20 protein-coding genes are annotated in these 25,773 nt (G+C 40.4%); 8 read left to right on the top strand and 12 right to left on the bottom strand.

What is annotated here, in order from left to right:
• Positions 1 to 16: 16 nt before the first annotated feature.
• Positions 17 to 1,096, top strand: coding sequence for a hypothetical protein (locus tag QWZ08_RS17170; protein WP_290338733.1), 1,080 nt, complete (start codon positions 17 to 19; stop codon positions 1,094 to 1,096).
• Between the two features lie 12 nt (positions 1,097 to 1,108).
• Here QWZ08_RS17170 and QWZ08_RS17165 read toward each other — a convergent pair whose 3' ends face one another.
• Together QWZ08_RS17165 and QWZ08_RS17160 are read right to left on the bottom strand one after the other, a co-directional pair.
• Positions 1,109 to 2,224: a hypothetical protein gene (locus tag QWZ08_RS17165; protein WP_290338732.1), complete on the bottom strand. Its 1,116-nt coding sequence runs from the start codon at positions 2,222 to 2,224 to the stop codon at positions 1,109 to 1,111.
• A 164-nt stretch (positions 2,225 to 2,388) separates the two neighbouring features.
• Positions 2,389 to 3,753 (bottom strand): aspartate aminotransferase family protein, encoded by a 1,365-nt coding sequence (locus QWZ08_RS17160; protein WP_290338731.1) that lies wholly within the window; start codon positions 3,751 to 3,753, stop codon positions 2,389 to 2,391.
• A 153-nt stretch (positions 3,754 to 3,906) separates the two neighbouring features.
• On the opposite strand from QWZ08_RS17160, the gene QWZ08_RS17155 reads away from it, so the two are divergent.
• Entirely contained in the window at positions 3,907 to 5,601 is a 1,695-nt protein-coding gene (locus tag QWZ08_RS17155; protein WP_290338730.1) for a PQQ-dependent sugar dehydrogenase, read from the top strand.
• 150 nt (positions 5,602 to 5,751) lie between these two features.
• Here QWZ08_RS17155 and QWZ08_RS17150 read toward each other — a convergent pair whose 3' ends face one another.
• From QWZ08_RS17150 to QWZ08_RS17140, 3 genes are read right to left on the bottom strand one after another with little or no spacing between them, the layout of a single operon-like run.
• Positions 5,752 to 6,531 carry a PIG-L deacetylase family protein gene (locus QWZ08_RS17150; protein WP_290338729.1) on the bottom strand — a complete coding sequence of 260 codons (780 nt, stop codon included), beginning with the start codon at positions 6,529 to 6,531 and terminating at the stop codon, positions 5,752 to 5,754.
• 10 nt (positions 6,532 to 6,541) lie between these two features.
• A complete protein-coding gene (locus tag QWZ08_RS17145) occupies positions 6,542 to 7,864 on the bottom strand; it encodes an MFS transporter (protein ID WP_290338727.1) in 1,323 nt (440 codons plus the stop codon).
• A gap of 15 nt (positions 7,865 to 7,879) precedes the next feature.
• Positions 7,880 to 8,689: an SDR family oxidoreductase gene (locus QWZ08_RS17140; RefSeq protein WP_290338726.1), complete on the bottom strand. Its 810-nt coding sequence runs from the start codon at positions 8,687 to 8,689 to the stop codon at positions 7,880 to 7,882.
• Positions 8,690 to 8,975: 286 nt separating this feature from the next.
• On the opposite strand from QWZ08_RS17140, the gene QWZ08_RS17135 reads away from it, so the two are divergent.
• Complete coding sequence (locus tag QWZ08_RS17135) at positions 8,976 to 10,523, top strand: long-chain-fatty-acid--CoA ligase (protein ID WP_290338725.1); 1,548 nt, start codon at positions 8,976 to 8,978, stop codon at positions 10,521 to 10,523.
• Positions 10,524 to 10,687: 164 nt separating this feature from the next.
• Here the strand turns inward: QWZ08_RS17135 and QWZ08_RS17130 are convergent, their stop codons facing one another.
• The 5 genes from QWZ08_RS17130 to QWZ08_RS17110 form a co-directional block, all read right to left on the bottom strand.
• Positions 10,688 to 11,446 carry a LytR/AlgR family response regulator transcription factor gene (locus QWZ08_RS17130; RefSeq protein ID WP_290338724.1) on the bottom strand — a complete coding sequence of 253 codons (759 nt, stop codon included), beginning with the start codon at positions 11,444 to 11,446 and terminating at the stop codon, positions 10,688 to 10,690.
• 12 nt (positions 11,447 to 11,458) lie between these two features.
• The gene (locus QWZ08_RS17125) at positions 11,459 to 13,690 is read right to left on the bottom strand and encodes a tetratricopeptide repeat-containing sensor histidine kinase (protein WP_290338723.1); all 2,232 of its coding nucleotides are present in this window, start codon (positions 13,688 to 13,690) and stop codon (positions 11,459 to 11,461) included.
• A gap of 956 nt (positions 13,691 to 14,646) precedes the next feature.
• The gene (locus QWZ08_RS17120; protein WP_290338722.1) at positions 14,647 to 14,886 is read right to left on the bottom strand and encodes a hypothetical protein; all 240 of its coding nucleotides are present in this window, start codon (positions 14,884 to 14,886) and stop codon (positions 14,647 to 14,649) included.
• Between the two features lie 165 nt (positions 14,887 to 15,051).
• On the bottom strand, positions 15,052 to 15,669 hold the full coding sequence (locus QWZ08_RS17115; protein WP_290338721.1) for a fibronectin type III domain-containing protein: 618 nt from the start codon (positions 15,667 to 15,669) through the stop codon (positions 15,052 to 15,054).
• Positions 15,670 to 15,796: 127 nt separating this feature from the next.
• A complete protein-coding gene (locus QWZ08_RS17110) occupies positions 15,797 to 16,243 on the bottom strand; it encodes a hypothetical protein (RefSeq protein WP_290338720.1) in 447 nt (148 codons plus the stop codon).
• A 420-nt stretch (positions 16,244 to 16,663) separates the two neighbouring features.
• Here QWZ08_RS17110 and QWZ08_RS17105 point away from each other — a divergent pair, with 420 nt between their 5' ends.
• The 5 genes from QWZ08_RS17105 to QWZ08_RS17085 all read left to right on the top strand — a co-directional run bounded on the left by QWZ08_RS17105 (position 16,664) and on the right by QWZ08_RS17085 (position 23,912).
• A complete protein-coding gene (locus QWZ08_RS17105; RefSeq protein ID WP_290338719.1) occupies positions 16,664 to 18,937 on the top strand; it encodes an AAA family ATPase in 2,274 nt (757 codons plus the stop codon).
• A gap of 690 nt (positions 18,938 to 19,627) precedes the next feature.
• Positions 19,628 to 20,521, top strand: a complete 894-nt coding sequence (locus QWZ08_RS17100; protein WP_290338718.1) for a dioxygenase family protein — start codon at positions 19,628 to 19,630, stop codon at positions 20,519 to 20,521.
• A 143-nt stretch (positions 20,522 to 20,664) separates the two neighbouring features.
• Positions 20,665 to 21,666, top strand: a complete 1,002-nt coding sequence (locus QWZ08_RS17095; RefSeq protein WP_290338717.1) for an acetamidase/formamidase family protein — start codon at positions 20,665 to 20,667, stop codon at positions 21,664 to 21,666.
• 262 nt (positions 21,667 to 21,928) lie between these two features.
• Entirely contained in the window at positions 21,929 to 23,305 is a 1,377-nt protein-coding gene (locus QWZ08_RS17090) for a leucine-rich repeat domain-containing protein (RefSeq protein WP_290338716.1), read from the top strand.
• 370 nt (positions 23,306 to 23,675) lie between these two features.
• On the top strand, positions 23,676 to 23,912 hold the full coding sequence (locus QWZ08_RS17085; RefSeq protein ID WP_290338715.1) for a hypothetical protein: 237 nt from the start codon (positions 23,676 to 23,678) through the stop codon (positions 23,910 to 23,912).
• Between the two features lie 214 nt (positions 23,913 to 24,126).
• On the opposite strand, the gene QWZ08_RS17080 is transcribed toward QWZ08_RS17085, so the two are convergent.
• Positions 24,127 to 24,273 (bottom strand): hypothetical protein, encoded by a 147-nt coding sequence (locus QWZ08_RS17080; protein ID WP_290338713.1) that lies wholly within the window; start codon positions 24,271 to 24,273, stop codon positions 24,127 to 24,129.
• Positions 24,274 to 24,393: 120 nt separating this feature from the next.
• A complete protein-coding gene (locus QWZ08_RS17075; RefSeq protein WP_290338712.1) occupies positions 24,394 to 25,407 on the bottom strand; it encodes a DUF535 family protein in 1,014 nt (337 codons plus the stop codon).
• Positions 25,408 to 25,773 lie beyond the last annotated feature (366 nt).

Below are 25,773 nucleotides of genomic sequence, written 5' to 3'. Positions count from 1 at the left end.
GAAAATCCATTTCTATATGAAAAAGTACCTGTTTATCCTCGTATTTTGTCCTCTTATATCACTTGCACAAAGAGTAGATCTCGATCGTTTTAATTTCACTGTGCAGTTTCACTCGCTGCCTGCTATGCGCCTGGACAGCACTTATCACACTTATAATGTAGTTGTGGAAACCAGCCGGATGATGCAGCCATTTATGAAGCCTGCTGTTGCAGAAAACTCTGTAATACTGGAAGGCTGGAAAAAGCTTCCTGCCTACGGCCACATTACTATCAAAGTAAAGCTGGAGGATTTATTGCCGGAATCTGTTTCGATTAAAGAGAGAGTTGAAAATATTAAAAATACCCTGGGGCAAATCACGGGCACACGTACCTTATACCACGAGGAAGTAGTATACACGTTTGCTGCGATGGCAATGATATCTGATTACAAGGGTATGCATATCATGGACCAGGCACTGGCCGATCGTGGTTACAAGCAAGTTTATAAAAGTCCTGAATTTCCCTTCCGGCCAATGGCGGAAGGTTATTTTGTGTTAAACACAATGACCACCACCGGCGATCTGTACCGCAATTGCGTTAACAGGGCCATGCACTACCTGAGTGACCGCATCACCGATAATTTTGGTTACAGTGATGTTACGGTAAACGATATGATGTGGATCGTTGGCAACAAAAAGCATCCGGAATATGAAGACCACCGCAAAGCTTTTCAGCAGTTGACAGAAGTGTTGTTTTCGATGAATGCCAACCAATCCATCGAAGGTGCACGTGAGCAGTTAAAACCGGTGATTGATTATTTTGAAAGTGTGAAACAAACCTATACTTCCAGCAAAAAACGTGACCGCAAAATCCGCTATGCAAGTTATTATAACCTGGCAGTGCTGTACTATTACCTGGATGATCCGCAGGCGATGATGAAAGAAGCAACCGGTTTGGTGCTGAATGATTTTGATACAAGAGATGGAAAAAATTTTGAAGCGACTGCCACCAGCCTGAAAAATCTTTTTCAGCAGGCAAATATTTATACACGTCATTTTAAGATAGATCCGTTAAGCTATAGGGGGCCGTTGGAAGGATCAGAGCAAACAGTGCGATAAATTATTGCAAAATTACCGGCCATACCGGGAGTAATAACCGCCGTACCGTGAGTGATAACCACCAATAATCAGGTCGATTGAAAAGGCATTTCCCTGCAGGCTGCTGCCGCCGCTATTGCAGTAATTAACTACATTATAGCGGCCCTGCAACCCAAGGTAAAAAGTGGGGGTTACATAAAAATTATACCTTAATCCGCCATTGGCGTTGAATGAATTAATAGATAAAGGCCTTAGATTCTGATCATTCGTTTTGGAAACATCAAAACCATCAAATCCCACACCAGCCAGCAGTCCAAGATCATTCTTGCGACTACTCAGCAGGTAATACGTATAATCAAATCCGATATAGCCACCAAAAAAATGATCGCTTTGATATATTGTATTGTTGCGCTTGATAACATAAGGGTTAGCACTTTTTATAAAACGAAACTGTATCGTAAAATCAATCTCCTGTTTGTCTTTCCTTGAGCCCCATTGAAATCCGATTGCCGGATGATTGCCAATTATATTAAGATCACCATTTGGAGCCCAGGTACCAATGAGAAAAGCGCCATTCACCCGGGATTTTTTCCTTTGTTCTTTATCGTTTTGGTATACCAATGCCGCCAGCTCCGGATATTTTTCGGCATTGTGTTTTATTTCTGTTACCGGATCAGTAACATTACCAGTAAAAACGGAGCAGATGAATTTTTCAGCTGCATCCAATGGTCTTTCTTCCATCAGCAACTTTGCCCAGATAGAAATGAATTTATAAAAGGCCGCTTCGTTTTTATAATAAGGTGCTGTGTATCTTTTATAGAAAGCAAATAAACGGGCATAATTCTCCAATACTCCGATGGTTAAAGTGCTGATGGAGTCTTTTTTAAATGTAGCCTGTTGTATAGACAGCAATAGCGAGGTACAGGTTATGTTATCATTATCGCCACAGGCATCTTTCCAGATGTTGATGGCAGTATGCATGGAATCAAAAGCCTTCTGCCTGTAGAGTGTTGGAAATACCTCAACAGCATTTAAAAACACATCATTGCAGGTGGGATGTGTTTTTTTCATTTGTTCTGCTATGGTCTGGGCTTTCACATTATTAACGATGCTGGAGAGAATCAGCAGGCAAAAAAATAAGGGTTTCATAACAGGTAAAATGGTTACCCAAAAATAAGTGTATTGTCGTTGTATATCAAATTGGGCTGTCGTTTTAACAGGAATGAGCCTTACACAAGGTCTGTCACAAAATAAAATAATCAGCATCTGTTCCTTTTATGCAGAACATGATTCCAGAGCACAAACGGATTATGTTATGTGCCGCAAACTTTTGCGATGGCATTGTCTATAATTGTAATCGCATTCATTAATTGCTCTCTTGTAATAATCAAGGGCGGGCATAGCTGTAAAACGTTTCCCTGCGATACTTTAAAACTTAACCCGTTAGCGAGGCATTCATACATGATCTTTTCTGCTTCGGTAATAGCTTTTGCTTTTGTAACGGCATCTTTTACCAGTTCAATACCCCAAAGCAAACCAATGCCCCGCACATCGCCGATAACCGGGTGACGCTCTTTCAGCAGCTGCAGTTGTTCCCGCATAAAAATTTCATCTTGTTGTACTTTTTCAACGATGTTTTCCTTTTCCAGGAATTCAATCATAGCCAGGGCGGCGGCGCTGCCCAGCGGACTTTTTTCATGTGTATAATGCCCCAGCGACACATCGCCTGCAATGTTGTATTCTTCCCGGCAAACCATAGCGGCGAAAGGAATAACACCACCACCAAGGCCTTTGCCGAGGCAAACAATATCCGGCTCAATATCGTAATGTTCAAACGCAAACATTTTTCCCGTGCGGCCAAAAGCGATGGGTATTTCATCCAGTATCAGCAACACATTGTATTGTGTACATATCTCCCTGATCCTTTGCCAGTAAGCTTTTGATGGAATCTGTACATCAGTATTGCGAACAGTTTCAGCAATGAATGCGCCAACGCCGTCCTCCTTTTTTAAAATTTCTTCCAATGCATTGGCGTAGGCGATATCATCTTCAATACCATTTGTATTGCGGTAGCCTGTCGGCTGCGGAATGTTGGCTGTGTTCGGTATCAATGGCCCCAGGTATCTTTTAAACTGCTCTTCTCCGCCCGCCGCAATGGCATCAATAGAGGCGCCGTGAAAAGAATCTGCCAGCGATACCACTTTATATTTTCCGGTCACCACCCGTGCCAGTTTTAATGCAATGCCAATGGTACTTGTACCACCCGGTGCAAACAAAACCCTTGAAAGCGGAGGTGGTAAAAGCGAAGTAATTTTTTTAGCACAATCAATGGCAACGGCATTGGTATACCTGCGTGGACTAAAGGGAAGTATGTCCAGTTGCTCTTTTACTTTATCAACTACATACGCGTTGCGGTAACCCACCTGGTGCACATTGTTGCCATGAAAATCCATCAGTTTTTTTCCGCTTACGTCGGTAATATAAATTCCTTCGCAACTTTGTAACACATCAAGGCAGGGGGTGGAGAGGGACTGATGCAAAAAAACTTCACTGTCCCGGTCCAGTAATTCCATGGTAGTTGTATCAAGTATTTTGTACCAGCCTTTACGGGAGGGTGCGAAATTTACATCACCTTCTGTGAGCAAACTCTCTTCCTTTTGCGTACCTGCAGTCATCATAAACAGTTGTTTTATTTTTTTTCAAAAATAGGGCATCAATGGCAAAGACATTTTTTTGGAGTGAGATAAATTTAACAGGCGCAGACTTTAAAAAAATTACCGGCATATACTTTGTGTTACTTTTTAATATGTTTACCATAAAATTTATTTGCCATGATACAATTTGACATTACCTGCTTGAAGAATAGCGTGCTAAACCGCCTGCTTTGTTGTATGTGCTTTTTGTTTTTAACAGGAAAAAGTTTTGCTCAACCAACCATCGCTTTAACACCGGTGATTACTTCCGGGTTAAGTTCACCCATACAGTTTGTAAATGCCGGTGACGGAACAAACCGTGTTTTTATTGTACAGCAGGGCGGTACCATAAAAGCATATGATGCTTCGTTTAATTTCCTGGCAGATTTTCTTACCGTATCTAACGTAAACGTTGGCGGAGAGCGGGGTTTGCTCAGTATGGTGTTTCATCCAAATTATGCTGCCAACGGTTTTTTCTATGTATATTATACCAACACGGCCGGTGACCTGGAGCTGGCAAGATACCATATCAGCAGCGATGCCAATGTTGCGGATCCAGCCTCCAAAGTGATTTTAATTACGATACCGCATCCAACAAATTCCAATCACAATGGTGGAGAGTTGCACTTTGGTGCGGATGGATTCCTTTACCTGTCAACCGGTGATGGCGGAGGTGGTGGTGATGTTCCCAACAACGCACAGAATACCGCTGTGCTGCTGGGAAAAATTTTGCGGTTTGATGTAAATACTTCCAGCGTAAGTCCCTATTATACCATCCCCGCAGGCAATCCTTTTGGCAATGAAATATACGATCTTGGTTTGCGCAATCCATTTCGCTGGAGTTTTGACCGGCTTACCAATGATATGTGGATAGGAGATGTTGGGCAGGATTCTTTTGAAGAAATTAATTTCAGGCCAGCGGCAGCAACTGCCGGGGTAAACTATGGATGGCGTTGTTACGAAGGCAATAATACCTACAACACAACCGGCTGCGGACCGATAGCCAATTACGTTTTTCCGGTGTATACTTATCCTACCCAAAATCCGGCAGCTGCCATTACAGGCGGCGTCGTTTACCGGGGAACGCAGTATCCATCGCTGCAGGGTTATAATATCAGCGCCGATTTTTATTCAGGTACATTTTACCTTACGAAACCAAATGGTTCCGGCGGATGGATTACTACAACACAAGTGCTTGCAACAAATAACATCGCTGATTTTGGTGAGACAGAAAATGGAGAAGTATACGCCGTCTCGCTCACAGGCAACAGCGTGTTCCGGATAGACGCACCCGGACCTTTGCCAGTAACATTAACAGCCTTTGCCGGTGTGCCGGAAAAAGCAGGTGTGGCACTGCAATGGCGAACAGCAGCTGAACAAAACATACGTCAGTATGATGTTGAATACAGTTTAAACGGCAGTGCATTTTCTTTTGCAGGAACTGTGCAACCGGTGTTGACTTCGGCTGTAAATACCTACCATTTTTTACATGCCTTCCGGTATAACGGCATTGTTTTTTACCGGCTGAAATTGATAAATGCGGATGGCAGTTTTCATTATTCGGCCGTGATACAATTCCCGGTAAATAACACCATTAAAAATTTAATTGCTCCTACTATTGTTAGCAACGGTATCATCAATGCATACCTTGATAAACCCGGATATCGTGCATTGGAAGTGGTAAGCAGCAACGGGGCCATTGTTGCTAATCAAAATATTACAGGGCAATCCGGCCAGGTTAAAATACCAGTAAACACATTACCCACCGGGGTTTACATGGTAAAGTTTATTGGAGATAATAATACCGATGTTGAAAAAATAATCATTCGCTAAAGGACAAGTTGAAAGTGGCTTCCGAAGCAGGCGTGGTTGCGTAACTGTAACGCTGGTGCTATCTCTTTTTCATTCTGCATTACGCCGAAAGCAATCTAAGGATACAGCTTATCCGGTTAATGTTTTAAGTAAACGATATTGAATGGGGTGTTACAATCCGATGATGGTACTTCTTTCGCCTTTGGCCTTAAAATGAATAAATGCCTCTGCTGCTTTTACGCCTGCTTCCAGGCCGCGAAATTCTTCCAGTGGCTTAAAGTAATCGTTGTATGTATTGATGGGGTCTTGCGTTTTGTGTGCAAACATGGCTTCTTTCTTACGCTCCCGCAAAGCGGTAATATCAACGTAATCCGTTGGAGTAAAGCCCATGGTTTCGCTGCCCGTGTTTACTTCGTAAAAGTATAAATGGAATTTTCTTTCCGTCCTTACCCAAGCAGTCAGTGGTAACAAACCGGTCACCTGGTGATCCGGATGTCCGTCTACAGGCCATTGTGTAAATACGATATCTGGTTCCAGTGCCAGGATCATTTTGGTCATCTCTTCATTCTTGTTTTTATCCAGTACGGTGTTGCCATCAATCTGGCCCGCATACATGGCCGTAGCGCCTAATATTTTGCAGGATACAGCAGCTTCCTTTGTTCGCAGCTCCGCCATCTCGGCATAGGTCTTTGTAGCATCGCTGGCTTCGCCTTTTGTGAGATACAAAAATGTAACCTTGTGACCGGCATCGCTGTATTTAGCCATAGTGCCCCCGCACCCAAATTCCGGATCGCCGGGGTGGGCGCCAACGCAAACAATGCGCAGTTTTTTATCTGCACTATATGTTGCTGATATTGGCATGGCTTGTACAACCGGCGCTGCAGCCAGACTGCCAATACCCATTGCAGATAGTTTGATAAAATGGCGTCTTGCGGAAGTAGATTTTTCCATTGCTGTCGGTTTAAGCAATCACTGTTTTTGCAGATTGATGGCCTGTTTCAAAAATGGATAACGATACCAGTAACAGCAATCCGATTACAAAAAAGCCATCCAGTACCAGGGCCGAATCCCGCATTTCATGCGTTAATGATTCTACAAAACCAAAGGTAAATAAGCCAACAACAATAGACAGTTTTTCGGTAACATCATAAAAGCTGAAATAAGAAGCGGTGTCTGGAATATTTTGCGGAATGTATTTGGAATACGTGGAGCGTGACAACGACTGTACACCACCCATCACGATCCCAACCAATACAGCGGCAACATAAAACTGCATTGCATTGGTAACAAAATAAACACCGGCACATATCAAAGCCCAGATAAAAACAATGCCCGCCAGCACTTTGGTATTACCATATTTACCAGACAATTTCGCTGTAAAAGAAGCACCGATAATAGCCACCAGCTGTATGATCAAAATAATACTGATTAAACTTTCTTCCGGCATTTTTAATTCCTTGGCGCCAAAATTAGCTGCCACCAGCATAATGGTTTGTACGCCTACCGAATAAAAGAAGAAGGCAGGTAAAAATCGTTTTAATAAGGGCAGGTGTTTTAAGTTGTACCATACCTTGGCCAGTTCTTTAAAACCGCCGGTAAAAACATTGTAGTTGTGAGAACCTGCATTGGGCATGCCTTTCGGCAGTAAATAAAAAGGAATGATAGAAAAGCCCAGCCACCAGATGCCTACTATTAAGAATGAAATACGGGCAGGCAATGCATCATCCGTAATACCAAATGTGGAAGGGGATAATACAAAAACAAAACAAATAACCTGTACAACAATGCTTCCTGCAAAGCCATAAATAAATCCTTTGGCACTCACGGCATCCTGCTGGTCAATAGTAGCAATTTGCGGCAGGTAGGAATTATAAAATACAAAGCCGCCACAATAACCAACCGAAGCAATGCCAAAACAAATCATGCTGAATTCAAAGTTGTCCATTGTAAAAAAGAACAGGCCGGCACAGGCCAAACTGCCCATCCAGGTAAAGAACTGCAGGTATAATTTTTTATGTCCCTTGTAATCGGCAATGGAAGTAAGTATGGGCAGCATCACCACAATAATGAGGTACGACAATCCCAGGATGTAATTGGACAATACGGTGTTAACATACTGGTGACCAAAAAAAGAAACCATATCTCCCTTTTCTTTATTGGCTGTAATGGCAACATAATAGGCCGGAAAAATGGTAGAGGTAATTACCATATTGTACGATTGGTTGGCCCAATCAAACATAGCCCATGCCCAGATGGTTTTTTTATTATTTTTTTCAGGAGTCATAACCGGTGGATACTGTTACTTAATGCCGTAATGATCATTCATTAATTTTTCAAACAACGATCCCGGTAATATGCGCTTTAATGTAGGTGCAATGGTTTGTCCAAATGCCCCGATCAGGTAACGGTGAGCCGGATTGGCGGTATCTACAATCTTACATAATTTAGCCGCCAGTACATCCGGGCTTTGGCCGATGCTTTCGTCTTTTTCCATGCTGGCAACAGCGGCTTTGTATTCTGTTTCCAATTGAGGGTTGGCAATGCCAAACGCCGTTTTTTCCCTGCTTTCTGTAAAGCCGGTTTTAAAATCGCCGGGATTAATCACTACTACTTTTACACCGGTATTGCGCAGTTCCATCCGCAGGCTTTGAGAGTAGCCTTCAATGGCGTATTTGGATGCACTGTACATGCTTTGGTAAGGCAGCCCAAAAAGGCCGGCCAGCGAACCGATGTTAATAATCGTTCCCTGTTTTCTTTCAATCATCCCGGGCAGAACGGCAGTGCACATGCGCACAACGCCAAAAAAATTAACTTCAAATTGTTTCTTTGCATTTTCTACAGACATGGTATAGGCAGGGCCTGCAACACCGTTGCCGGCGTTGTTTACCAGTACATCCAGTTTGCCTTCTGCCTGTATAATGGCAGCAATGGCCTTTTTTACAGAAGCATCATCGGTAACATCTAACTCAATTGGTTTAAACGATACAGATTGCAACCGGTTAAGGTTACGGGCAGAACCATATACGGTATGTCCTTTTGATTGAAGCGCTGTTGCACAGGCAAGGCCTATGCCGGAAGATGCACCGGTTACCAGAATTACTTTTCCCATTAGTTGTAGTAAATTTTAGTTGAATAAATGCCGCCTGAAAGTATACGAATATTTCACAATGGCGCCGGCTAAAGATAAAAGGATAATCATAAATCATAAAATAAAGTTGATGCTGATAACAAAACAACAACAGCTTTTAGAAAACAGCCGTGCCGTAATCATCAGCAGTATTAAATTTTAGTACACCATAAATTTGTTATAATTTGATCAGGAAAGACGTTGTACACTGCACTTGCGCCGGTAACAACAAAGCCATATTAACAACGATTGCCAATAAAAAATTACCATGCTAAACTTGTCTGTTATTTTGGAGGATAGCGCCCGGCAGTATCCCGCAAAAGCCGCCTTTACCTTTATGGATCGTTCAATTACCTATGCTGAATTAAATGCAGCAGCAAACAAAGTGGCCAACGGCCTGGTAAGCCGCGGCATTGTACCCGGCGATAAAGTTGCCCTCAGTTGCCCCAACCTGCCTGCCTTTCCGGTGTTGTATTATGGCATTATTAAAACCGGGGCAGTGGTGGTGCCGTTGAGTGTGTTGCTTAAAAAAGATGAGATAGAATACCATCTTCGCGACAGTGATGCCAAAGCCTATTGCTGTTACACCGGCACGCCGGATTTACCTATCGGGCAAATGGGCCACGATGCCTTTAATGCAGTAGCAGCATGCGAATTGTTTTTTTTGATTATGCCCGATGCAGCCATGCCCACCTCCATTGCAGGTACATCAACCATGTGGGATTTAATGAACAATCAACCGGACGTATTTGAAATTTGCCAAACCAATGCGGAAGACACCTGTGTAATCATCTATACCTCCGGCACTACAGGCCGGCCAAAAGGCGCTGAGCTCACACACAGCAACCTGCTGTTGAATGCCATCCTTATTTGCGATTTGATGAACAGTACTGCAGATGATACGGGTTTAGTTGTGTTGCCGCTGTTTCATATTTTTGGTATGACGGCTTTATTAAATGCCGGCGTGTACAAAGGCGGCACCGGGATTTTACTGACACGTTTTGATGCAGGCAACGCCTTTGCCTTAATGCAGAAATATAAAGTCACCATTTTTATTGGCGTGCCTACTATGTTCTGGGGATTGTTAAATTATACCAACCCGGAAATTGATTTTGCCGGTATTGCAGCCAATTTAAAACTCTGCCTGTCCGGTGGTGCATCGCTGCCGGTAAAAGTGCTGCAGGATTTTGAGCAGCGTTTTAAGGTACCCATCATCGAAGGGTATGGTATGTCAGAAGGTTCGCCGGTAGTAATATTCAACGATTTAAAAACCGGCCGCAAGCCAGGTTCAGTGGGCACACCGGTTTGGGGTGTACAGGTAAAACTGGTTGATGCAGCAGGCAACGAAGTACCCGTCGGTGAAAAAGGTGAACTGTTGTACCGGGGCCACAACGTAATGAAGGGATATTATAAAAAGCCCGAAGCCACCGCTGCCGTTTTACAAAATGGATGGATGCATTCCGGCGACATTGCTGTTAAAGACGCGGATGGTTTTTATTACATCGTAGACCGTACAAAGGATATGATCATTCGGGGCGGGTACAATGTGTACCCAAGAGAAGTGGAAGAAACTATGATACAGCACGAAGCAGTATCGCTGGTGGCGGTGATAGGCATACCGCATGAAGAACTGGGAGAGGAGGTAAAAGCATTTGTAGTATTGAAAGAAAGCCATACAGTATCCTCTACCGAATTGCTCAATTGGACCAAAGAGCGGATAGCATCTTACAAATATCCCCGGCACATTGAGTTTGTTGCAGCATTACCCATGAGCGCTACCGGAAAAATATTAAAGAAAGAGTTGCGGAAATTGTAGGAAGTAGCAGTAACGTTTTACCAATATGTTACCGCATTTTGTTGAGGAAGATTTATTTTGCATCAGTCAGCCATGCACAACGGCAGCAAACGCATCCGCCAAAGCTGCATCCTGCGCCGGCGCAGACTTCACCTCATTAGCATGCTTGAAGCAAATGGCCGGAATCAATGTTCATTCCTGTTGGGAGATAATTTTTTCAGCAGGAATTCTTTTTTATTTCTTGAAACGTCTATCGATGAACCATCGCTCATAATAAGATAGCCACCTTCGCCTTTTACAAATTTTTCTACTTCATTTAAATTAACAAGGTAACAACGATGCACACGGGCAAAAGAATGTTCTTCCAGTAATTCTTCCATGTCTTTTAAATTGCGGCATACTACCATTTTCCTGTTGTTTTTTAAATGCAGCCTGGTATAATTGCTGTCAGATTCACAACTGATGATGGTGTCAACAGCTACCATTTGTAAGCCTTCCATGGTGGGCAGGGCAATTTTGCTGATGGGGGCGGATGGCTTTTGTATTTTTTGCATTAAAATTTCCAATTGCGCTGCAATGGGTTTTTGAGAGCGCCGGATAACTTTTTGTACCGCGTTTTGCAGTTCATCAATATCAATGGGTTTTAATAAATAATCAATCGCACTAAAACGTATTGCCTTCAGTGCATATTGGTCGTAGCTGGTGGTAAAGATGATTTCAAAATTAACGGCGGGTAATTGTTTCAGCATATCGAAGCCGTTCATCTTCGGCATTTCCACATCCAAAAATATAAGGTCAGGGGCTTGCTTCCTGATAGCAATGAGGGCATCTGTGCCGTCATTAAAAATACCGGTTACAGCAACCTCCGGGCAGTATTCTTCCAGCAGTATTGCCAGCGATTCGCAGCAATAGGGTTCGTCATCAATAATCATTGCCTTAATCATCCAATAAACTTTTTATGTATTTAAAAGTTCTTCTCTTTCTTTAAAGCCGATCTTTAAATTTATCTTAGTCCCAGCCACATTTCCCTTTTCATCCAATATATTTTCTATTTCATAAAAACTGTGCAGCCCTTTCTGGCTGTTCAACAGGGCCAACCGCTCTGTGGTGATTTTTAACCCCATCGATTTTTCTTTTTCAGCCGATTTACTTTTCATTTCCTCCGATTTCTCCAGCCCGATACCGTTATCAGCGATGGTGCAATGTAGAATATTGTCCTTCATGCTAAATTCAATATTCAGCCGGCCCTGTCCTTCTTTGTGCATCAGCCCATGCCAGATGGCATTTTCACAAAACGGCTGCAACAGCAAAGGTGGAATATAAATATTATCTGTTTCCACGGTGTTTAAAAAGGTGATGCCATAATCGAATGAATCTTTAAAACGGAGCCGTTCCATATCAAGATAAATAGTGAGCATTTGCAGCTCATCCTCCAGTGTTATCAGTGGCTTTTGAGAATTGATGAGCACCATGCGTATCAGGCGGGAAAAGCGGACTAAATAACTGGATGCTGTTTTACTTTCATTTTTTAAAATAAAACGATTGATGGAACTAAGACAATTAAAAATAAAATGCGGGTTCATTTGTGCACGCAATGCCTGCATTTCCAGTTCACCAGCCTGCCGCTGCAGTTCGGCCTGTTTCTTTTCACTTTCCAGGTGTTTCATTTTCCATTCCTGTTCTGTTTGCTCCCGCTGCAGTTTTTCGTTCTTTCGTTTAAGTGTGAGGTTTCTGAAAACATATAGGCCGGCAAAAATAAAAGCGATGAATACTGCAACTAGAAATTTTTTAACAGTCGCCTCCTGTTTCAATTGCTGATCTTTAATCTTATTGTCTTTATTTAATAACCCTATCCTCGCTTCTTTTATAGTATCCTCCGAAATTTTTTTATAATTGTTCAAACGAAATATGAATTGCCTGTTTTGAACAGAATCTTTTAAAGTAATGTATTTGAGCAAACACTGATAAGCGCTGTCATTATTTCCAGCATGATGATAGATCCCTGATAGCAATTCGTATCCTTTCAATGCGTCGGACCTTGATCCTATTTTCAATACAAGTGCCATACCTTCTTGTGCATAAGGCAGTGCAGCGGCATACTCCTTTTTACCTGCATAAGCGCTGCCGATGTATAATAATGTTGGGCCCAGTACCCTGCCAACAGGATCCTTTTTTCTATAAAAGGCAAGCGGTTCCTGTAATACTGCCAAAGCGCTGTCATATTCATTTTTCAACAGGAAGGTAGCTCCAATATCCTTTTTTATCCATGCAGCATTATCAGGATACTGAGCCATTAACTTTTTTAAATAATAGAAAGAAGAATCGTATTGGTTTGTTAAGCGAAATATCTCAGCCTTTTGCTCTGCCACATCAAAACCGGTTTGATGTTCCAGGGTAAACTGGTTGTTCTGGTTAAGGTATTGCAAAGCTGTTTGATAATCACCTGCCGTTTCATACAGTTTAGCCATGTCGGCCAATGATACCTGGTAAACAGTATTGTTGTAAGCTTTTTCTTCTTTTGTTATTGCCTGTGGAATTACTTTTTTGTTAAGCGCAATAGCCCGCTGGCAATATTCAAACGCAGCTTCATAATAACCGGTTTCAATGTAACTTTCAGAAAGCCACGTACAAAGCTTTCCTTCCTGGCTTTCGTTGCCTGCTTTATTAAAAGCATCAATAGATTTTTTACGGTAAATATTTCTTGCTTCGTTTTCTACATAATTGTTTCTTACAAAACCCATATCAGCCCAATACATGTAAGCATAACCCAATGTTTCGTAATCATGTATCTGTTCTGCCAGCGTTATAGATTGGGTTAAATAGTTTTCCACTTCTTTTTGAACTTCATAATCATCCTTTCCACTTATTCTTAAACCGAGCGCTTTTATCTGTTCATAATCTGCTAAATTCATTAATGATGCTGCAATTCCTTTTTTATAACCTATTTTGTTTGCTTCTTTGTTGGCAACAGAGGCATAGTCGTACATGGCACCGGCTCTTTCATTCAATGCAAGATGAGCGGTTGAAATGGTTCGGCATAACAAATTCAGGCAGTCTATTCTTTCGCTACCTTTTAAATGAGTTGCCAAATTTTTCAGGCTGTCAATTTTCAGTTGCTCAGTAGCCTGGGAAAATGCTGCCAGGCTTAAAGCAGTCACCATTGCTGAGAGGAATAAATATTTTTTCATAACAGAGTCCTGACTGCCGGTTTGAAGTTTAAAAAATAATTAGATAAGTTACAAAAAGAACGGCAATAAGGTGCTGTAAAACTAATTACCGGCAACACTGCTTCAGCCTGTGATTATGTAAATGACGGATTTCAATGCCGGAGTGCGGATGAGATTGTGAGAAGGGAAATGAATACAGACGATAATGAAGTTGCAGCGTGCGAAAAAGGGGAGCTGTTGTACCGGGGCCATAACGTAATGAAAGGGTTCGATGATTAACAGGATTAAGAATGCAGTGCCAATTAAAGATGCAGTAATGTACTCCAAACGGCCAATCATCAAAATCATAAAAATCAAACAAATTATAGTTCAGGTAAAGTAAGCCCCACGATAAAAAAGTATCCACAACAAACAGCCAAACAGCTAATCAATCCTTCAACAGCTTCCTCTGTCGGCTGACATTCCAGTTTATGTCATTTGCTTCCTAAAAATGGAAAATAGTCTGGCTACCAAAACTATATACTGCTTAAAACCAACGCATTAGGTTATTGGCATGGTTTAGGACTTATAGTATATACAAGCGATGACGGACGAAAAGAGGAGGAAGAGCAAGAGGGTACCAGATCAGCGCAGTTAAAAATACAAAAGGTTTTTCCTAAAGATATAATCATTCAGGATTATGGTATAAAACAGCCGTCTCAATATTGAGGCGGTTTTTTTATGGAGCTAAGTATTGCTGCGGAACTAAATGATAGAACGCTGATGACGCGGAAGGCGCGGATGAAAAACGGATTTTTATATAGCTATCTGGTGCAGATGTGAAAAGTAATATAATCGAAAACGCTTATATAGCGGATGAAAGCAGGTAGAACGGATGTTTCGGCTCTAAAATAGGTAATTCTGCCATGCAGTATACACAAAAAATCAGCCCTCCTCCGTATCAATCCGTGTCATCCGTGTTCCATCCTCCGCTAAAATCACTGCGCCTTCCGCATCACTTTCGCTTTTTCAATTTCCGCCAGCATCTCTTCGGCGTCATATAAAAGAATACCGCAAAAACGGCTGTAGGTTACTTTACGCAGGCGGCGCCAGTTTTTCAGCGTGTCCGGACTGATGCCGAAAAATTCAAAAATATGCCGGTCGGTAATCCATTTTAAAAATCCCTGGGGCAGGGTACGTTGTTCAATCAACTTTCTGATAGCGGCATCTGATTTCATAAATGTATGGGTTAGTGAAAAAAGTAATACAAATGAAATAAATATTATTCAAAATGTCAATGCGTACTTTTACTCATTTTTCCGGAAAGTAAAAAGCTTTATCAAAATGCAGACTGTCAATACAACCAGCCTGCAATCAATAAAGCTTTAAGGCAATCAACCGGGTTACTGCACAAACTGGCTTGCCACGGGGCTGTAGGCAATCTGTTCGCCGCTGCCAGTGGCCGCCACCCTTACCCAGTAGCGTTTACCCGGCTGCAGGTTGGTATAGATAAATTTGCTGCGGCTGCTGTTGGTGCTTTGCCATTCAGTTCCCGTAACAGGCTCTTCGGCGGCTATCTGGTACACATAGCCTTTGGCGCCCTTTACCGCACCCACCGATACTTCCATTACCCCCGTGCTTACGCCATTGGCCAACGTAACATTGCCCGGGTTGGTAATGTAATTGGGCTCCGGCAGCTTGCTCAGCGTAAAGCCGCTGCTGGTAAGGATGGCTGCGTCTCCGTTGGCAACGTACATAATGTACATGCCCAGCTGGCGCAGCAGGTTTTCCAGCAGGGTGCGGCTTTGGTTTTTCCTGGCCACAGCCGTCCGGTCAAGCGAGGCTGCTGCCACCAGGTCGGCACTGTATTGTGCCAGGGCATTGGTTACCTCCTGCAGCGTAGGCACGGGGTTGGGAAAGGCAGGATTGTTCGTCATACTGCTCAGTATGGCCTGTGCCTTTTGTTCAAAAACCGCATCGCCATACGCAGCAAAACTCATGTTGATTTTTTGAGTCTTCATAATAATTGAATTTTACGTTTGCCACAAATTGTGGGTTGTGGTATTAACAGGCCGTGGGTAATAATTATTGGCTGCCTGTTCAACAAAGTAACGTTTTACCCTTGCCGCAAGCAGCGCTTACCCTTATTTACCCGCATTTTTTTATAACAGGCTCAGGCTGAAACCACCATGCAAAAAACAGGGCTCCCAGGGCAGCAAGCCACCCCAATAAAGCGGCGGAAGAAGCCACAAAAGCAGTAAACGAAAGCCCGTTAGCAGCGGAAGTAAGCCCGGTAGCTGCGGAAAAAATCCTGGTAGCAGCAAAAGACTGCGCAAAAGCAGCAGGAACAGCCTTGCATGCTGCAAAAGGGTGGGCGATAGCAGCAAAAGAAATCGCAAAAGCAGCGGAAGCGCACGCAAAAGCAGCAAAAGAAAGGGCAATAGCAGCAAAAGAAAGCCTCCAACACGCAGAAGAGAGCCGACTTTCAGCAAATAAAAGCCCTGACAGCATACCCGGAACGTTGGATGAAGTACAACGGCCATCCTTGCCGTAGCCAGAAGTTTTAAATGCAGTATTGTCCGGGTATGTTTTCATTGGGCGTCATCGTAGTGTCACTCACTTGTACGGCATACCGTTGAGGGCTTTTATTAAAGCGGTTGTGCGTTTACCAAATTAAAAGGCACGTTTACGTAAAGTTTTATTTTGGTGTTTGTTTTTATTGTACATTGTTTGCCACTTACTTCTAATATCCAGCACTTAATTTTTAACCCTAAACCATTTTTCCATGACTATAAATATTTATGTCCGTTTGCGGCCTGCACGTTTTTTTATGTGTTTTAGCCACGTGTAATTTAAATGGGCAAAACCGGACAATTTATAAAACGTATTGTACTAACAACAATACAAAATGTATAACATTAATCCATTGATTTACAATTGCAATTTTTTTTAACAAATAGCACCTAATATTATAGATCTACGTGTTGCCCTGCAAGCGTAAATGACACCCCCAATATGATAGAGACACTTAAGATAAAAAATATCGCAACCTATGACAGTGTAGATGGTGTGGAAATCCCTGATTTGAAAAAAGTGAATTTTTTCTTTGGATATAATGGTTCAGGCAAATCGACCATAGTTAAATATCTATACAATCTTAGTCTTGACACAAGCCTTAAATCACAGGACTTTAATGACTGTTCACAGACAGGCTATATTGAATCCAATCAGCAAATACTAGTCTTTGACGAAAATTTTACAGAAGTAAATTTCAATAGAAATCCTGTATTAAAGGGTGTATTTTCTTTAAATCAGGCTAATGCGATTATTGATGGCCAGATAGCAAATGAAGAAGATTCAATACTTAAATTTGACGACCAAATAACAAGCAAGACAATTTTAACTGAAAGTATTGAAGCCGCAAGGCGAAAGCAGCAAAATAAATTATTAGAACATTGTTGGAGACAAAGAAATTCATTCGCAACGTTCACAAAAATTAGTTTAGCTCATTCGGGTAGTAAACCGAATAATTTACAGGAACTAAAAAATAAACTTGCAAACCCTTCGACTATAATTCTCACGATCCCACAACTTACTCATCGCTATCAACTACTCTATGAAAAAGAAATCAAACAAGTCAGTCAAAACTTAAGATCTGTTCTTTACAAAGAAATAAGAGTAATTGAAGTAAAGTTGGAAAAGTTGCTACAGGAAGTTATTATCGGTAACGAAGATGTAGATATTGCAGCTTTGATTGCGAAATTAAATGCAAGGAGTTGGGTTGAAACGGGGATTCAATTTCTTGACAAAACCGGTGACATTTGCCCATTTTGCCAGCAGGAAACAATTGATGAAAATTTGAAGGAGCAATTCAATAAGTATTTTGATTTGACCTACAAAGGAAAGATTAGTGAACTGGCTGCATTTCAAACAAATTATAAACAAAAAACAGAATCGTTTTTAGCAAATTTAATTAGCATCCAAAATGAATTCAATCCTGATAATTTAGTTACAAATGTTTATTTTAATCTACAACAACATTTCAGTAGTAACAATAAAATAATTACAGATAAAATTGAAAGCCCTAATGAAAGAAAACACATTGTCTCAATTAATTCATTCAAAAATGACCTTTCGGACATAATTAAGAAGTCAAATGAAAACAATAAAATCTTTTCAGAGTTAAATGCAAACAGAATAAATTTAATTTCGGAAATTTGGAATTTTATGGCTTCCAACTGCAAGACAGAAATTGATGACCTTGCAAAAAAGGAAGTAAAATATCAACGCATAACATTGTTGGCAAATAGTTTAATTGCGGACTACAGGACAAAGATTCTTGCATCCAAACAATTAATTGAAACATTAAGAAGCCAAACTATAAACACAAGAGAAGCCGTTTACAATATCAACTTAATTTTAAAGAATACTGGATTTGACGGTTTTGAAATTGATGAAAGGAATGTAGTAAATAATATTTCTCAATATTATTTGAAACGGCAAAATGCAACTGCTGGCAATCCGATTTTTAAGAGTTTAAGTGAAGGGGAGAAAAATTTTATTTCGTTCTTGTATTTTTTTCAACTGTGTATGGGAACTGACGACATTCAGAATAACGGCAACAAAAAGAAAATAATAGTTATTGACGACCCTGTTTCGAGTTTGGATAGTCAGGCGTTGTTTGTTGTCTCAACTTTAATTCATAATTTAATTTTAAGAAAAGGTGACAATCCTAAGCCAGACAAAAAACTGCTTAAAAACGACAGTATATCTCAAGTGTTTATCTTAACCCACAACCTATATTTCTACAAAGAAGTATCTTTTGACAAGCGACCAATTTGCACTGACTATTGGCATCTTAGAATAACTAAGATTAACAATAAGACTTCTGTTAAAGGAGAGCATAATAAAACTATTTATGATGACTATTCGTTGCTCTGGAACACGATTAAGGATTTAAAGGCAAACATTCCAACAACTACTTCTTTGAACATTGTAATTGCTAATTCAATGAGAAGAGTAATTGAGAGTTATGTGAACTTTATAGGATATGGAAAAGACTCTTGGGCTTCTCTTTTTAATGACAATCACAATGACCCATCTTACTATATAAAGTGTGCGTTTATATCAACTATTAATGATGAAAGCCACAAGATTACAGCATTAGATAGTGTCTATTACCAAAAAATTATTAATGAGCAACCTCAAATATTATTTGATGTATTTATCGAAATATTCAAGTCAATTGGTAAAGAGCATTACGAACTAATGATGAATGAACAACTTTAGCCTCAAATGAGAGACTAAACGACAAGGAAAACAAAACAAAGTGCATAAGAACCCCAATTTGGTCCAAGCCCCATTTGGTCCAAGCCCCATTTGGTCCAAGCGGAATCTTCCAATCAGCGGGCTCTTGCATTGGCTTGGTAGCAAAGGTATTGTGAGTAGGCCATGCTTGTACCAGACAACAAATGCGATAACGATAATAATGCACCCACTGCGGCAATCATAAAAGCAGCGCAAACAAAATAGTAAGCCTGTTAATTATTGGGAAGTGTTACTTTGCAGAGCCTGCAATGGCACAAGGATAGCCCGGCGCACATTGCCAACGCTGCACCCTTGCGCCAAATGCAAGGGTGCAACTGTTTGAAGAGATGCCTGCACCAATGGGGGGAGCTTTTATTAAAGCGGTTGTGCGTTTACCAAATTAAAAGGCACGTTTACTTAAAGTTTTATTTTGATGTTTGTTTTTATTGTACATTGTTTGCCACTTACTCCTTATCTCCGGCAATCAATTCTTAACTCTATATAATTTGCCCATGATTAAGAATATTCCTGCCTGTTTAATAACAATACAAAATGGATAACATTAATCCATTGATTTATAATTCGGATTTTTTGAGTTGGTAAAATGTTATATCATCTGTTTTACGTGTTAGCGGCAATGCCATAACAGACTTAATCATTAAAATAACAAATATGAAAAGAAGAGACTTTTTAATTAACACCGGACTTTCAGTTGTAGCAATTTCTGCCTCAGGTTTTATAAAATTTGATGGCAAACATTTTATTGGCGACTGTGAAACCACCTCTGACATTCTTGGACCTTATTACAGGCCCAATAGTCCTGTCCGCAATAACCTTGTCATTAAGGGGGAACAAGGTACTTTAATTGAATTAAGTGGTGTAATCAAACACAACGATTGTATAACACCCTACAAAAATGCTAAAGTTGAATTGTGGCATTGCGACAATAAAGGACAGTATGATAATACCTCTGCTGAATTTCGTTTTAGAGGTACGACATTTTCAGACGATAAGGGAAATTATTCATTCAATACTATTGTACCTGTGCCTTATGGCAGTGGAAATAACTTCAGGCCGGCGCATTTTCATTTGATTATTACAGCAGAAGGCTACCAGCCTTTGGTGACGCAATTGTATTTTGCAGGCGACAAATATATTGCAAAAGATGTTGCTGCATCTTCACCAAACTCCAAAAGACGAATACTAAAAGTTCAAAGTTTAAAAGATGGCACAAAAAAAATGGTATATGATATAAGTATGTCGCTTACTTTGGCGGCCGAAGCAGTTGCTATTGATAAATTAACAGGTATTTATACTAATATCAAAGACCTCAAAAATAAAAAGGAACTCTTTAAAAAAGACAACGACTTATGGGTAAAAAATGAAGTATTTGGAGAGAATTATAGATACATTGGAAACAATACATTTGAATATCCGGGAGAACCCGCCGGAAGCCATGACTCGTTACAATTTGAATTATTATCTTCTGGCGACACTAAACTAACAATAACAAGTGTATGGGGTGCAACGGTAACTCCTGTTGAAGTATATTTAAAAGACAAGTAAAATTTTAAAGAAATCTATATGCCCTGGTTCGTGGCACACGAATCATCAACGGCTTTATGGTTATCACAAAGAATGGTTCGTGTGCCACGAACCAGGGCGGAGGAAAACATCGATATGAAATAGGTAGGCTAAAATTTAAAAAAATGAAAAAATACTTTGTTTTCCTTCTCGTGATTTTATCACAAATAACCTTTGGACAAAATAAAAAGAGCATTGATTTTTACCCAACTACTTTTTACGGAACTTTCTCGCCTGAAACGAAACCGGCGCTGAGTATATCACCAGGAGACACGATTTACACGGAAAGTGTTGATGCCTTTGGCATTGATAAAAATGGAAAACAAGCAACCGACGGAAAAAGTGTAAACCCTTTGACGGGCCCTTTCTATATCAGAGGTGCTTCAAAGGGAGATATTTTGGTTATAACATTCACCAATATAGCCCTTAACCGGCCTAGTGCTATTAGCCTGGTACGTTTCGTTCCCAGAAGCTTGCCAGACAATATCAATCTACTCAAGGATTCATTTATACCATCTGAATGGGAGCTCGATTTAAATAATATGACGGGGTCACCAAAAGTAAAATACGATCATCTGCATAACTTTTACATTGTTTTAAATCCATTTCTTGGAGACGTAGGCGTAGCACCCAGTGATAGTGCAATAGCCTCTACAGATGCAGGTCCCTATGGAGGAAATTTTGATTTCAGCCGTTTAACGACATCATCAAAACTTTATTTGCCAGTCTTTCACGAAGGTGCCTTATTGTATATGGGAGATGGACATGCTGCTCAGGGTGATGGTGAAATAAACTTAACGGCACTTGAAACTTCTATGAATATCGGGTTTACTGTGCAATTAATTAAAGATAAAAAAGTAAAACTTGAATTTCCAAGAATTGAAGATGAAACGTATTTCATGGCAGTGGGATTGGACACCACTTTGGATAATGCTTTGAAGATAGCGACAAAAGGACTGCTTGATTGGCTTCAACAAGATTATCAATTGTCACTTGAGGAAGCAACTCAGGTTATTGGGTCATCAATAGAATATAGAATTGCAGAAATTGCAGACCCCAAAGTTGAAGTAGTTGCAATGATTAAAAAAGCCATACTTAAAAGACTTACTAAAACATCGCAGAATTAGGGAAAAACAGCCCCATTTGATCCAGGCTCATTCTTTCAAATCAGCGGGCTTTTGCATTGGCGCAAGCTTGGTAGCAAAGGTATTGTGAGCAGGCCATGCTTGTGCCAGACAACAAATGCGCTAACAATAATAATGCACCCACTGCGGCAATCATAAAAGCAGCGCAAATAAAATAGCAAGCCTGTTAATTATTGGGAAATGTTACTTTGCAGAGCCTGCAACGGCAGAAGGATAGCCGGCGCACATTGCCAACGCTACACCCTTGCGCCAAATGCAAGTGTTCAACTGTTTGAAGAGATGCTTGCGCCAAATGAGAGATAATTTTTTTATTGAGCCGTTTACTGAATTACGTATCTTGCTTTTTCTTAAACCAAAACATATGAAAACTTTTGTTCCGGCTTTATTGCTTGCGTTTACTGGTCTGCTTGTTTCCTGCGGTAAAAAAAATGACGTTGCTGTATCTAAGGATGAGGTTGGTGTCAGTTTATTTAGTATTGATACTACAAAAACAAAATTATTTAAAGAATCTTTTAATGGTAAGACTGAGGGTTATTCTGTAGGTCTTATTCCTGATGTTAGCACGCCGCTAACCGTTAATTTTAGCGTTACTACTAACCCGGCAAATTATAATACTAAACTGGAGTACACTGTAGTCAATCCGGATGGTTCTGCAGTGCCTTTGTCATCCTATTCTATTTCAGGTAACCAAATTAATTTTACCGTTCCAGGCAATTATAGAATAACTGGAGCAGTACCAGCCGGGGCTAATAATAACCCGTCAGCAGTAACACCAGAAATAAAAGTTCAGGTAGCCCCGAACGTTCCCGATAACAATTTAAGAACAGAATTAAAAAAAATAAGCACACTTCATTTTACCGGCGAAATTCTCAATGTTACCACTTCCCAAAGCTCAGGTACTTTGTCGCTGGGGAACCTGATGCTGCAAAGTCTGGAGGGAATTAAATATCTGAAAAACATCGACACATTGTATTGCCAGGCCAATACTTTAACCAGTCTTGATGTCAGCGGAATGACGAGTTTGAAATGGCTGGATTGTTCATTCAATCAGATAGGGTCGTTAAATCTTACGGGTCTTTCTAACTTGTTCTTGCTTGGCTGTGGTAATAATAAGCTGCCATCTTTGGATGTGCAGGGGTTAAATAATTTAAGCGCACTTTTCTGCGATGCAAATCAACTAACTGCGCTCAATGTAACTGGTTTAACAAAGCTGAGGTCTTTGACTTTTAGTAACAACCAGGTATCTCTTATCGACCTCTCTGGCTTAATAGATTTAGGATATTTAGATTGCTCCTCGAACCCATTGTCTTCTCTTAATGTAACAAGTTTTACGAAAATGCAAACTTTAATGTGCATCAATAACAACTTTACCAGTCTTGATGTACAACAGCTTTCACAGCTTGTTGCTTTTTCCTGCTATTCGAATGTCCTGTCTTCATTGACGTTTAGTACAGCTCCCAATAGCTACCCTAAATTAATTGACTTGCGTGTGTATGACACATTTGCATGTACGCCAGGGATTAAACAGGCAAAAATAGATCGTGGTGCTGCATTGAGTGTACGCTTGTTTAATGCTAACGGTCTTGTCAATAACGATTATGATGCTTCAACCTGCCCTTAATAGTGTCATTTCTTTTCAGCAGTCGAAGGAGTGTGTCAATGGAACGAAATGAAATAAGCTCAACAATGCTAAGCCTTTGCGCTAAAGGCGTAAAATTTTAACCAGCTAACAGAACATCAAAACAGTGATTGTAAAAACGAAACTATCTGAGAAAGACTATATTAACGCAAGCATTGCTATTCTTTTTGCCAGATCCTATACGCGAAATTTTTTGGGCATTGCTTGTGTGGTTATTTTAATAAACATTATTTCCGGCATTGTAAGAAGCGGGTTGGTTATAGCAAATGTATTGCCTCCAATAATCATATTGGGGATTTTTCCTGCCGTATTTTATTTCAGTATCAAAAGGGGGTATAGAAATAATAAAAGAATGAATGAAAGCATTGAATACAACTTCATGCAAAATGATTTAGTCGTAACGGGAGAATCATTTAAAAGCGAACTTTCCTGGAACAAGGTTTACAAAGTTGCAAAAACAAACAAGTGGCTGCTGATTTGGCAAACCCGGCAAATTGCAAATGCAATTCCCATCAATAACATCGCAGGTGACGACTTAACAAAATTGAAGAATATACTAACCGATAACCAGGTTATAAATAACTTGTGAGTCTTGAGTCCGGCGGCGTTTTCACAGAAGCAAATAATAATTATAATGCTGCGATGGTGAAAACACGGAGCAGAAAAGAGTTGCAAACAGTTTGTGGTCACGCTTGATATATTGAGCATGACCGCTTTCGAAAGCAGTTTTTCCGGCGTCGGCCTTCACGGAAAGTAAATGTCTACTGCCGGCTTAAGCTGTGCCCCCCCTTGGTTCAGGCGTTCTATTGAAGTGAAGTCTGCTTTGGCGCAAGGGTGTAGGGCAGGGACGGAGCGTTGGCGATCCTTGTGCCAGACAACAAATGCGCTAACAATAATAATGTACCCTTTGCCCCAATCATAATAGCTGCGCCATCAAAAATAGTAAGCATATAAATTATTGGGAAGTGTTACTTTGCAGAGCCGGCAACAGCACAAGGATATCCGGCGCTCATTACCAACGGTAAGCCCTTGCGCCAAATTGGAATGCATATACATTTCGGCGAGGTATTCTAAAGAAGGTCGTGGTCGGTGGTGGCAGCGGACCATGGGAAGAAAAGGTTTTCGGCGATGGGAGATGTACCAACGACGGAAGCAGAATTAGAAATCTCTATCGAAAGGGTATCAAGCATTTCATATCGCTTAGCATACATGGAGCGTTTATGAGATTTTATTTCCTGAACATTTTTTCGAACCGGTATTAATGGTATCTCAAACCAATTATCATTTGTGCTTTTTCCTCCAACTTCACACCAAAATTTATCATAATCGAACGTTATATTTTGCACCCACGGAAAATTGATGGCATGCCTTCTGTTTGATATATGAATGGAATTGCCTACCCCATAAATTGCACTGCAACCTATATTTCTTATCAATTCCTGTGCTGCATAAACGATCAGTGAATTTGGTCGCAATCCGTATAACAATTTTTGTGTTACTTTAAATGCATTTTGTATTTTTTTATTTTTATGTCCCTGAACACAACCAATTACACCTACCCATTGCCCCTTCACTACTTCTTCTATAGAAAAAACCACAGTTGTAATTTTTCCACCAAGCTGATCACATTCAAACGATAATGCCAGTTCTCCTTCATTCCGGATACCATCATTATAGCTTAGTTTTACAACTCCTTCATATTTATTATGTAATATCAGCTTAGCAATAACAATCCCTTCTTTATAAGTAAGAAATTGTTTAAATGCCGTTACCTTATTTTCTATAAAACGATAGGTATCCAGTATTACTTTTACTTTTCGTTTTTTATTCCATTTTGTCGAGATATAAGGTCTAAATGGTTTAACGTAAAGACGGGGACGGTTTGAGGATATGTAATTAAACTTTTGGGATCTAAAATAATTGAACCAATTACCCGCAAAACGCGGGTTCAATAGTATATAAAAAACTACCTTCCATTGTTGTTTCCTTCGATAACCAGGTATACGATCTGAATTTCCACTTGATGCAAGTTCCCAACCAATAATTAATACTGAAATAAAAGAAATCTTCCTGAAATAATGCATTATTATTAACTAAAGAATTTTAATACCATTATTACAATTTCAGACCAGGGGATAATTTTGTAGTCTATTACTCTCTTCCCCTTTTTACTATTTTTTATCGGGATGTTCCATTCTGCAAATCACGGATTTGTATTTTTGCACTTCCTGCAATTTATTGTCTGGCAGTTATCTGCCAGCCATGTTATAAGCAAAATAACCGGCAAAGAGTGCAAGGGAAATTACTGCCGTTTTAACAACCCATTTTAAAATGGTGAGTTTTATTGAATCTTGTTGCATATGGCAATTTAATTTACAGCTAAAAATATAAATTGGTTTGCTAAAGAGACAAATAGGTTGAACCAATAACAACTCCGTAACAAACAAAGG

Origin of the sequence: Ferruginibacter paludis (assembly GCF_030409685.1) — a bacterium.
Taxonomy (GTDB): domain Bacteria; phylum Bacteroidota; class Bacteroidia; order Chitinophagales; family Chitinophagaceae; genus Ferruginibacter; species Ferruginibacter paludis.
Note: the sequence above shows the minus strand (reverse complement) of the source record. Positions and strands in the feature narration are given on the sequence as shown.

Excerpts from the sequence above, each read along its gene's own strand:
- QWZ08_RS17145 (WP_290338727.1), bottom strand. The coding sequence starts at position 7,864 with ATGACTCCTGAAAAAAATAATAAAAAAACCATCTGGGCATGGGCTATG.
- QWZ08_RS17140 (WP_290338726.1), bottom strand. The coding sequence starts at position 8,689 with ATGGGAAAAGTAATTCTGGTAACCGGTGCATCTTCCGGCATAGGCCTT.
- QWZ08_RS17170 (WP_290338733.1), top strand. The coding sequence starts at position 17 with ATGAAAAAGTACCTGTTTATCCTCGTATTTTGTCCTCTTATATCACTT.
- QWZ08_RS17075 (WP_290338712.1), bottom strand. The coding sequence starts at position 25,407 with ATGCATTATTTCAGGAAGATTTCTTTTATTTCAGTATTAATTATTGGT.
- QWZ08_RS17135 (WP_290338725.1), top strand. The coding sequence starts at position 8,976 with ATGCTAAACTTGTCTGTTATTTTGGAGGATAGCGCCCGGCAGTATCCC.
- QWZ08_RS17085 (WP_290338715.1), top strand. The coding sequence starts at position 23,676 with ATGAATGAAAGCATTGAATACAACTTCATGCAAAATGATTTAGTCGTA.
- QWZ08_RS17080 (WP_290338713.1), bottom strand. The coding sequence starts at position 24,273 with ATGCTTACTATTTTTGATGGCGCAGCTATTATGATTGGGGCAAAGGGT.
- QWZ08_RS17130 (WP_290338724.1), bottom strand. The coding sequence starts at position 11,446 with ATGATTAAGGCAATGATTATTGATGACGAACCCTATTGCTGCGAATCG.
- QWZ08_RS17110 (WP_290338720.1), bottom strand. The coding sequence starts at position 16,243 with ATGAAAACATACCCGGACAATACTGCATTTAAAACTTCTGGCTACGGC.
- QWZ08_RS17115 (WP_290338721.1), bottom strand. The coding sequence starts at position 15,669 with ATGAAGACTCAAAAAATCAACATGAGTTTTGCTGCGTATGGCGATGCG.
- QWZ08_RS17125 (WP_290338723.1), bottom strand. The coding sequence starts at position 13,690 with ATGAAAAAATATTTATTCCTCTCAGCAATGGTGACTGCTTTAAGCCTG.
- QWZ08_RS17160 (WP_290338731.1), bottom strand. The coding sequence starts at position 3,753 with ATGATGACTGCAGGTACGCAAAAGGAAGAGAGTTTGCTCACAGAAGGT.
- QWZ08_RS17120 (WP_290338722.1), bottom strand. The coding sequence starts at position 14,886 with ATGAAATCAGATGCCGCTATCAGAAAGTTGATTGAACAACGTACCCTG.
- QWZ08_RS17155 (WP_290338730.1), top strand. The coding sequence starts at position 3,907 with ATGATACAATTTGACATTACCTGCTTGAAGAATAGCGTGCTAAACCGC.
- QWZ08_RS17095 (WP_290338717.1), top strand. The coding sequence starts at position 20,665 with ATGAAAAAATACTTTGTTTTCCTTCTCGTGATTTTATCACAAATAACC.
- QWZ08_RS17165 (WP_290338732.1), bottom strand. The coding sequence starts at position 2,224 with ATGAAACCCTTATTTTTTTGCCTGCTGATTCTCTCCAGCATCGTTAAT.
- QWZ08_RS17150 (WP_290338729.1), bottom strand. The coding sequence starts at position 6,531 with ATGGAAAAATCTACTTCCGCAAGACGCCATTTTATCAAACTATCTGCA.
- QWZ08_RS17105 (WP_290338719.1), top strand. The coding sequence starts at position 16,664 with ATGATAGAGACACTTAAGATAAAAAATATCGCAACCTATGACAGTGTA.
- QWZ08_RS17100 (WP_290338718.1), top strand. The coding sequence starts at position 19,628 with ATGAAAAGAAGAGACTTTTTAATTAACACCGGACTTTCAGTTGTAGCA.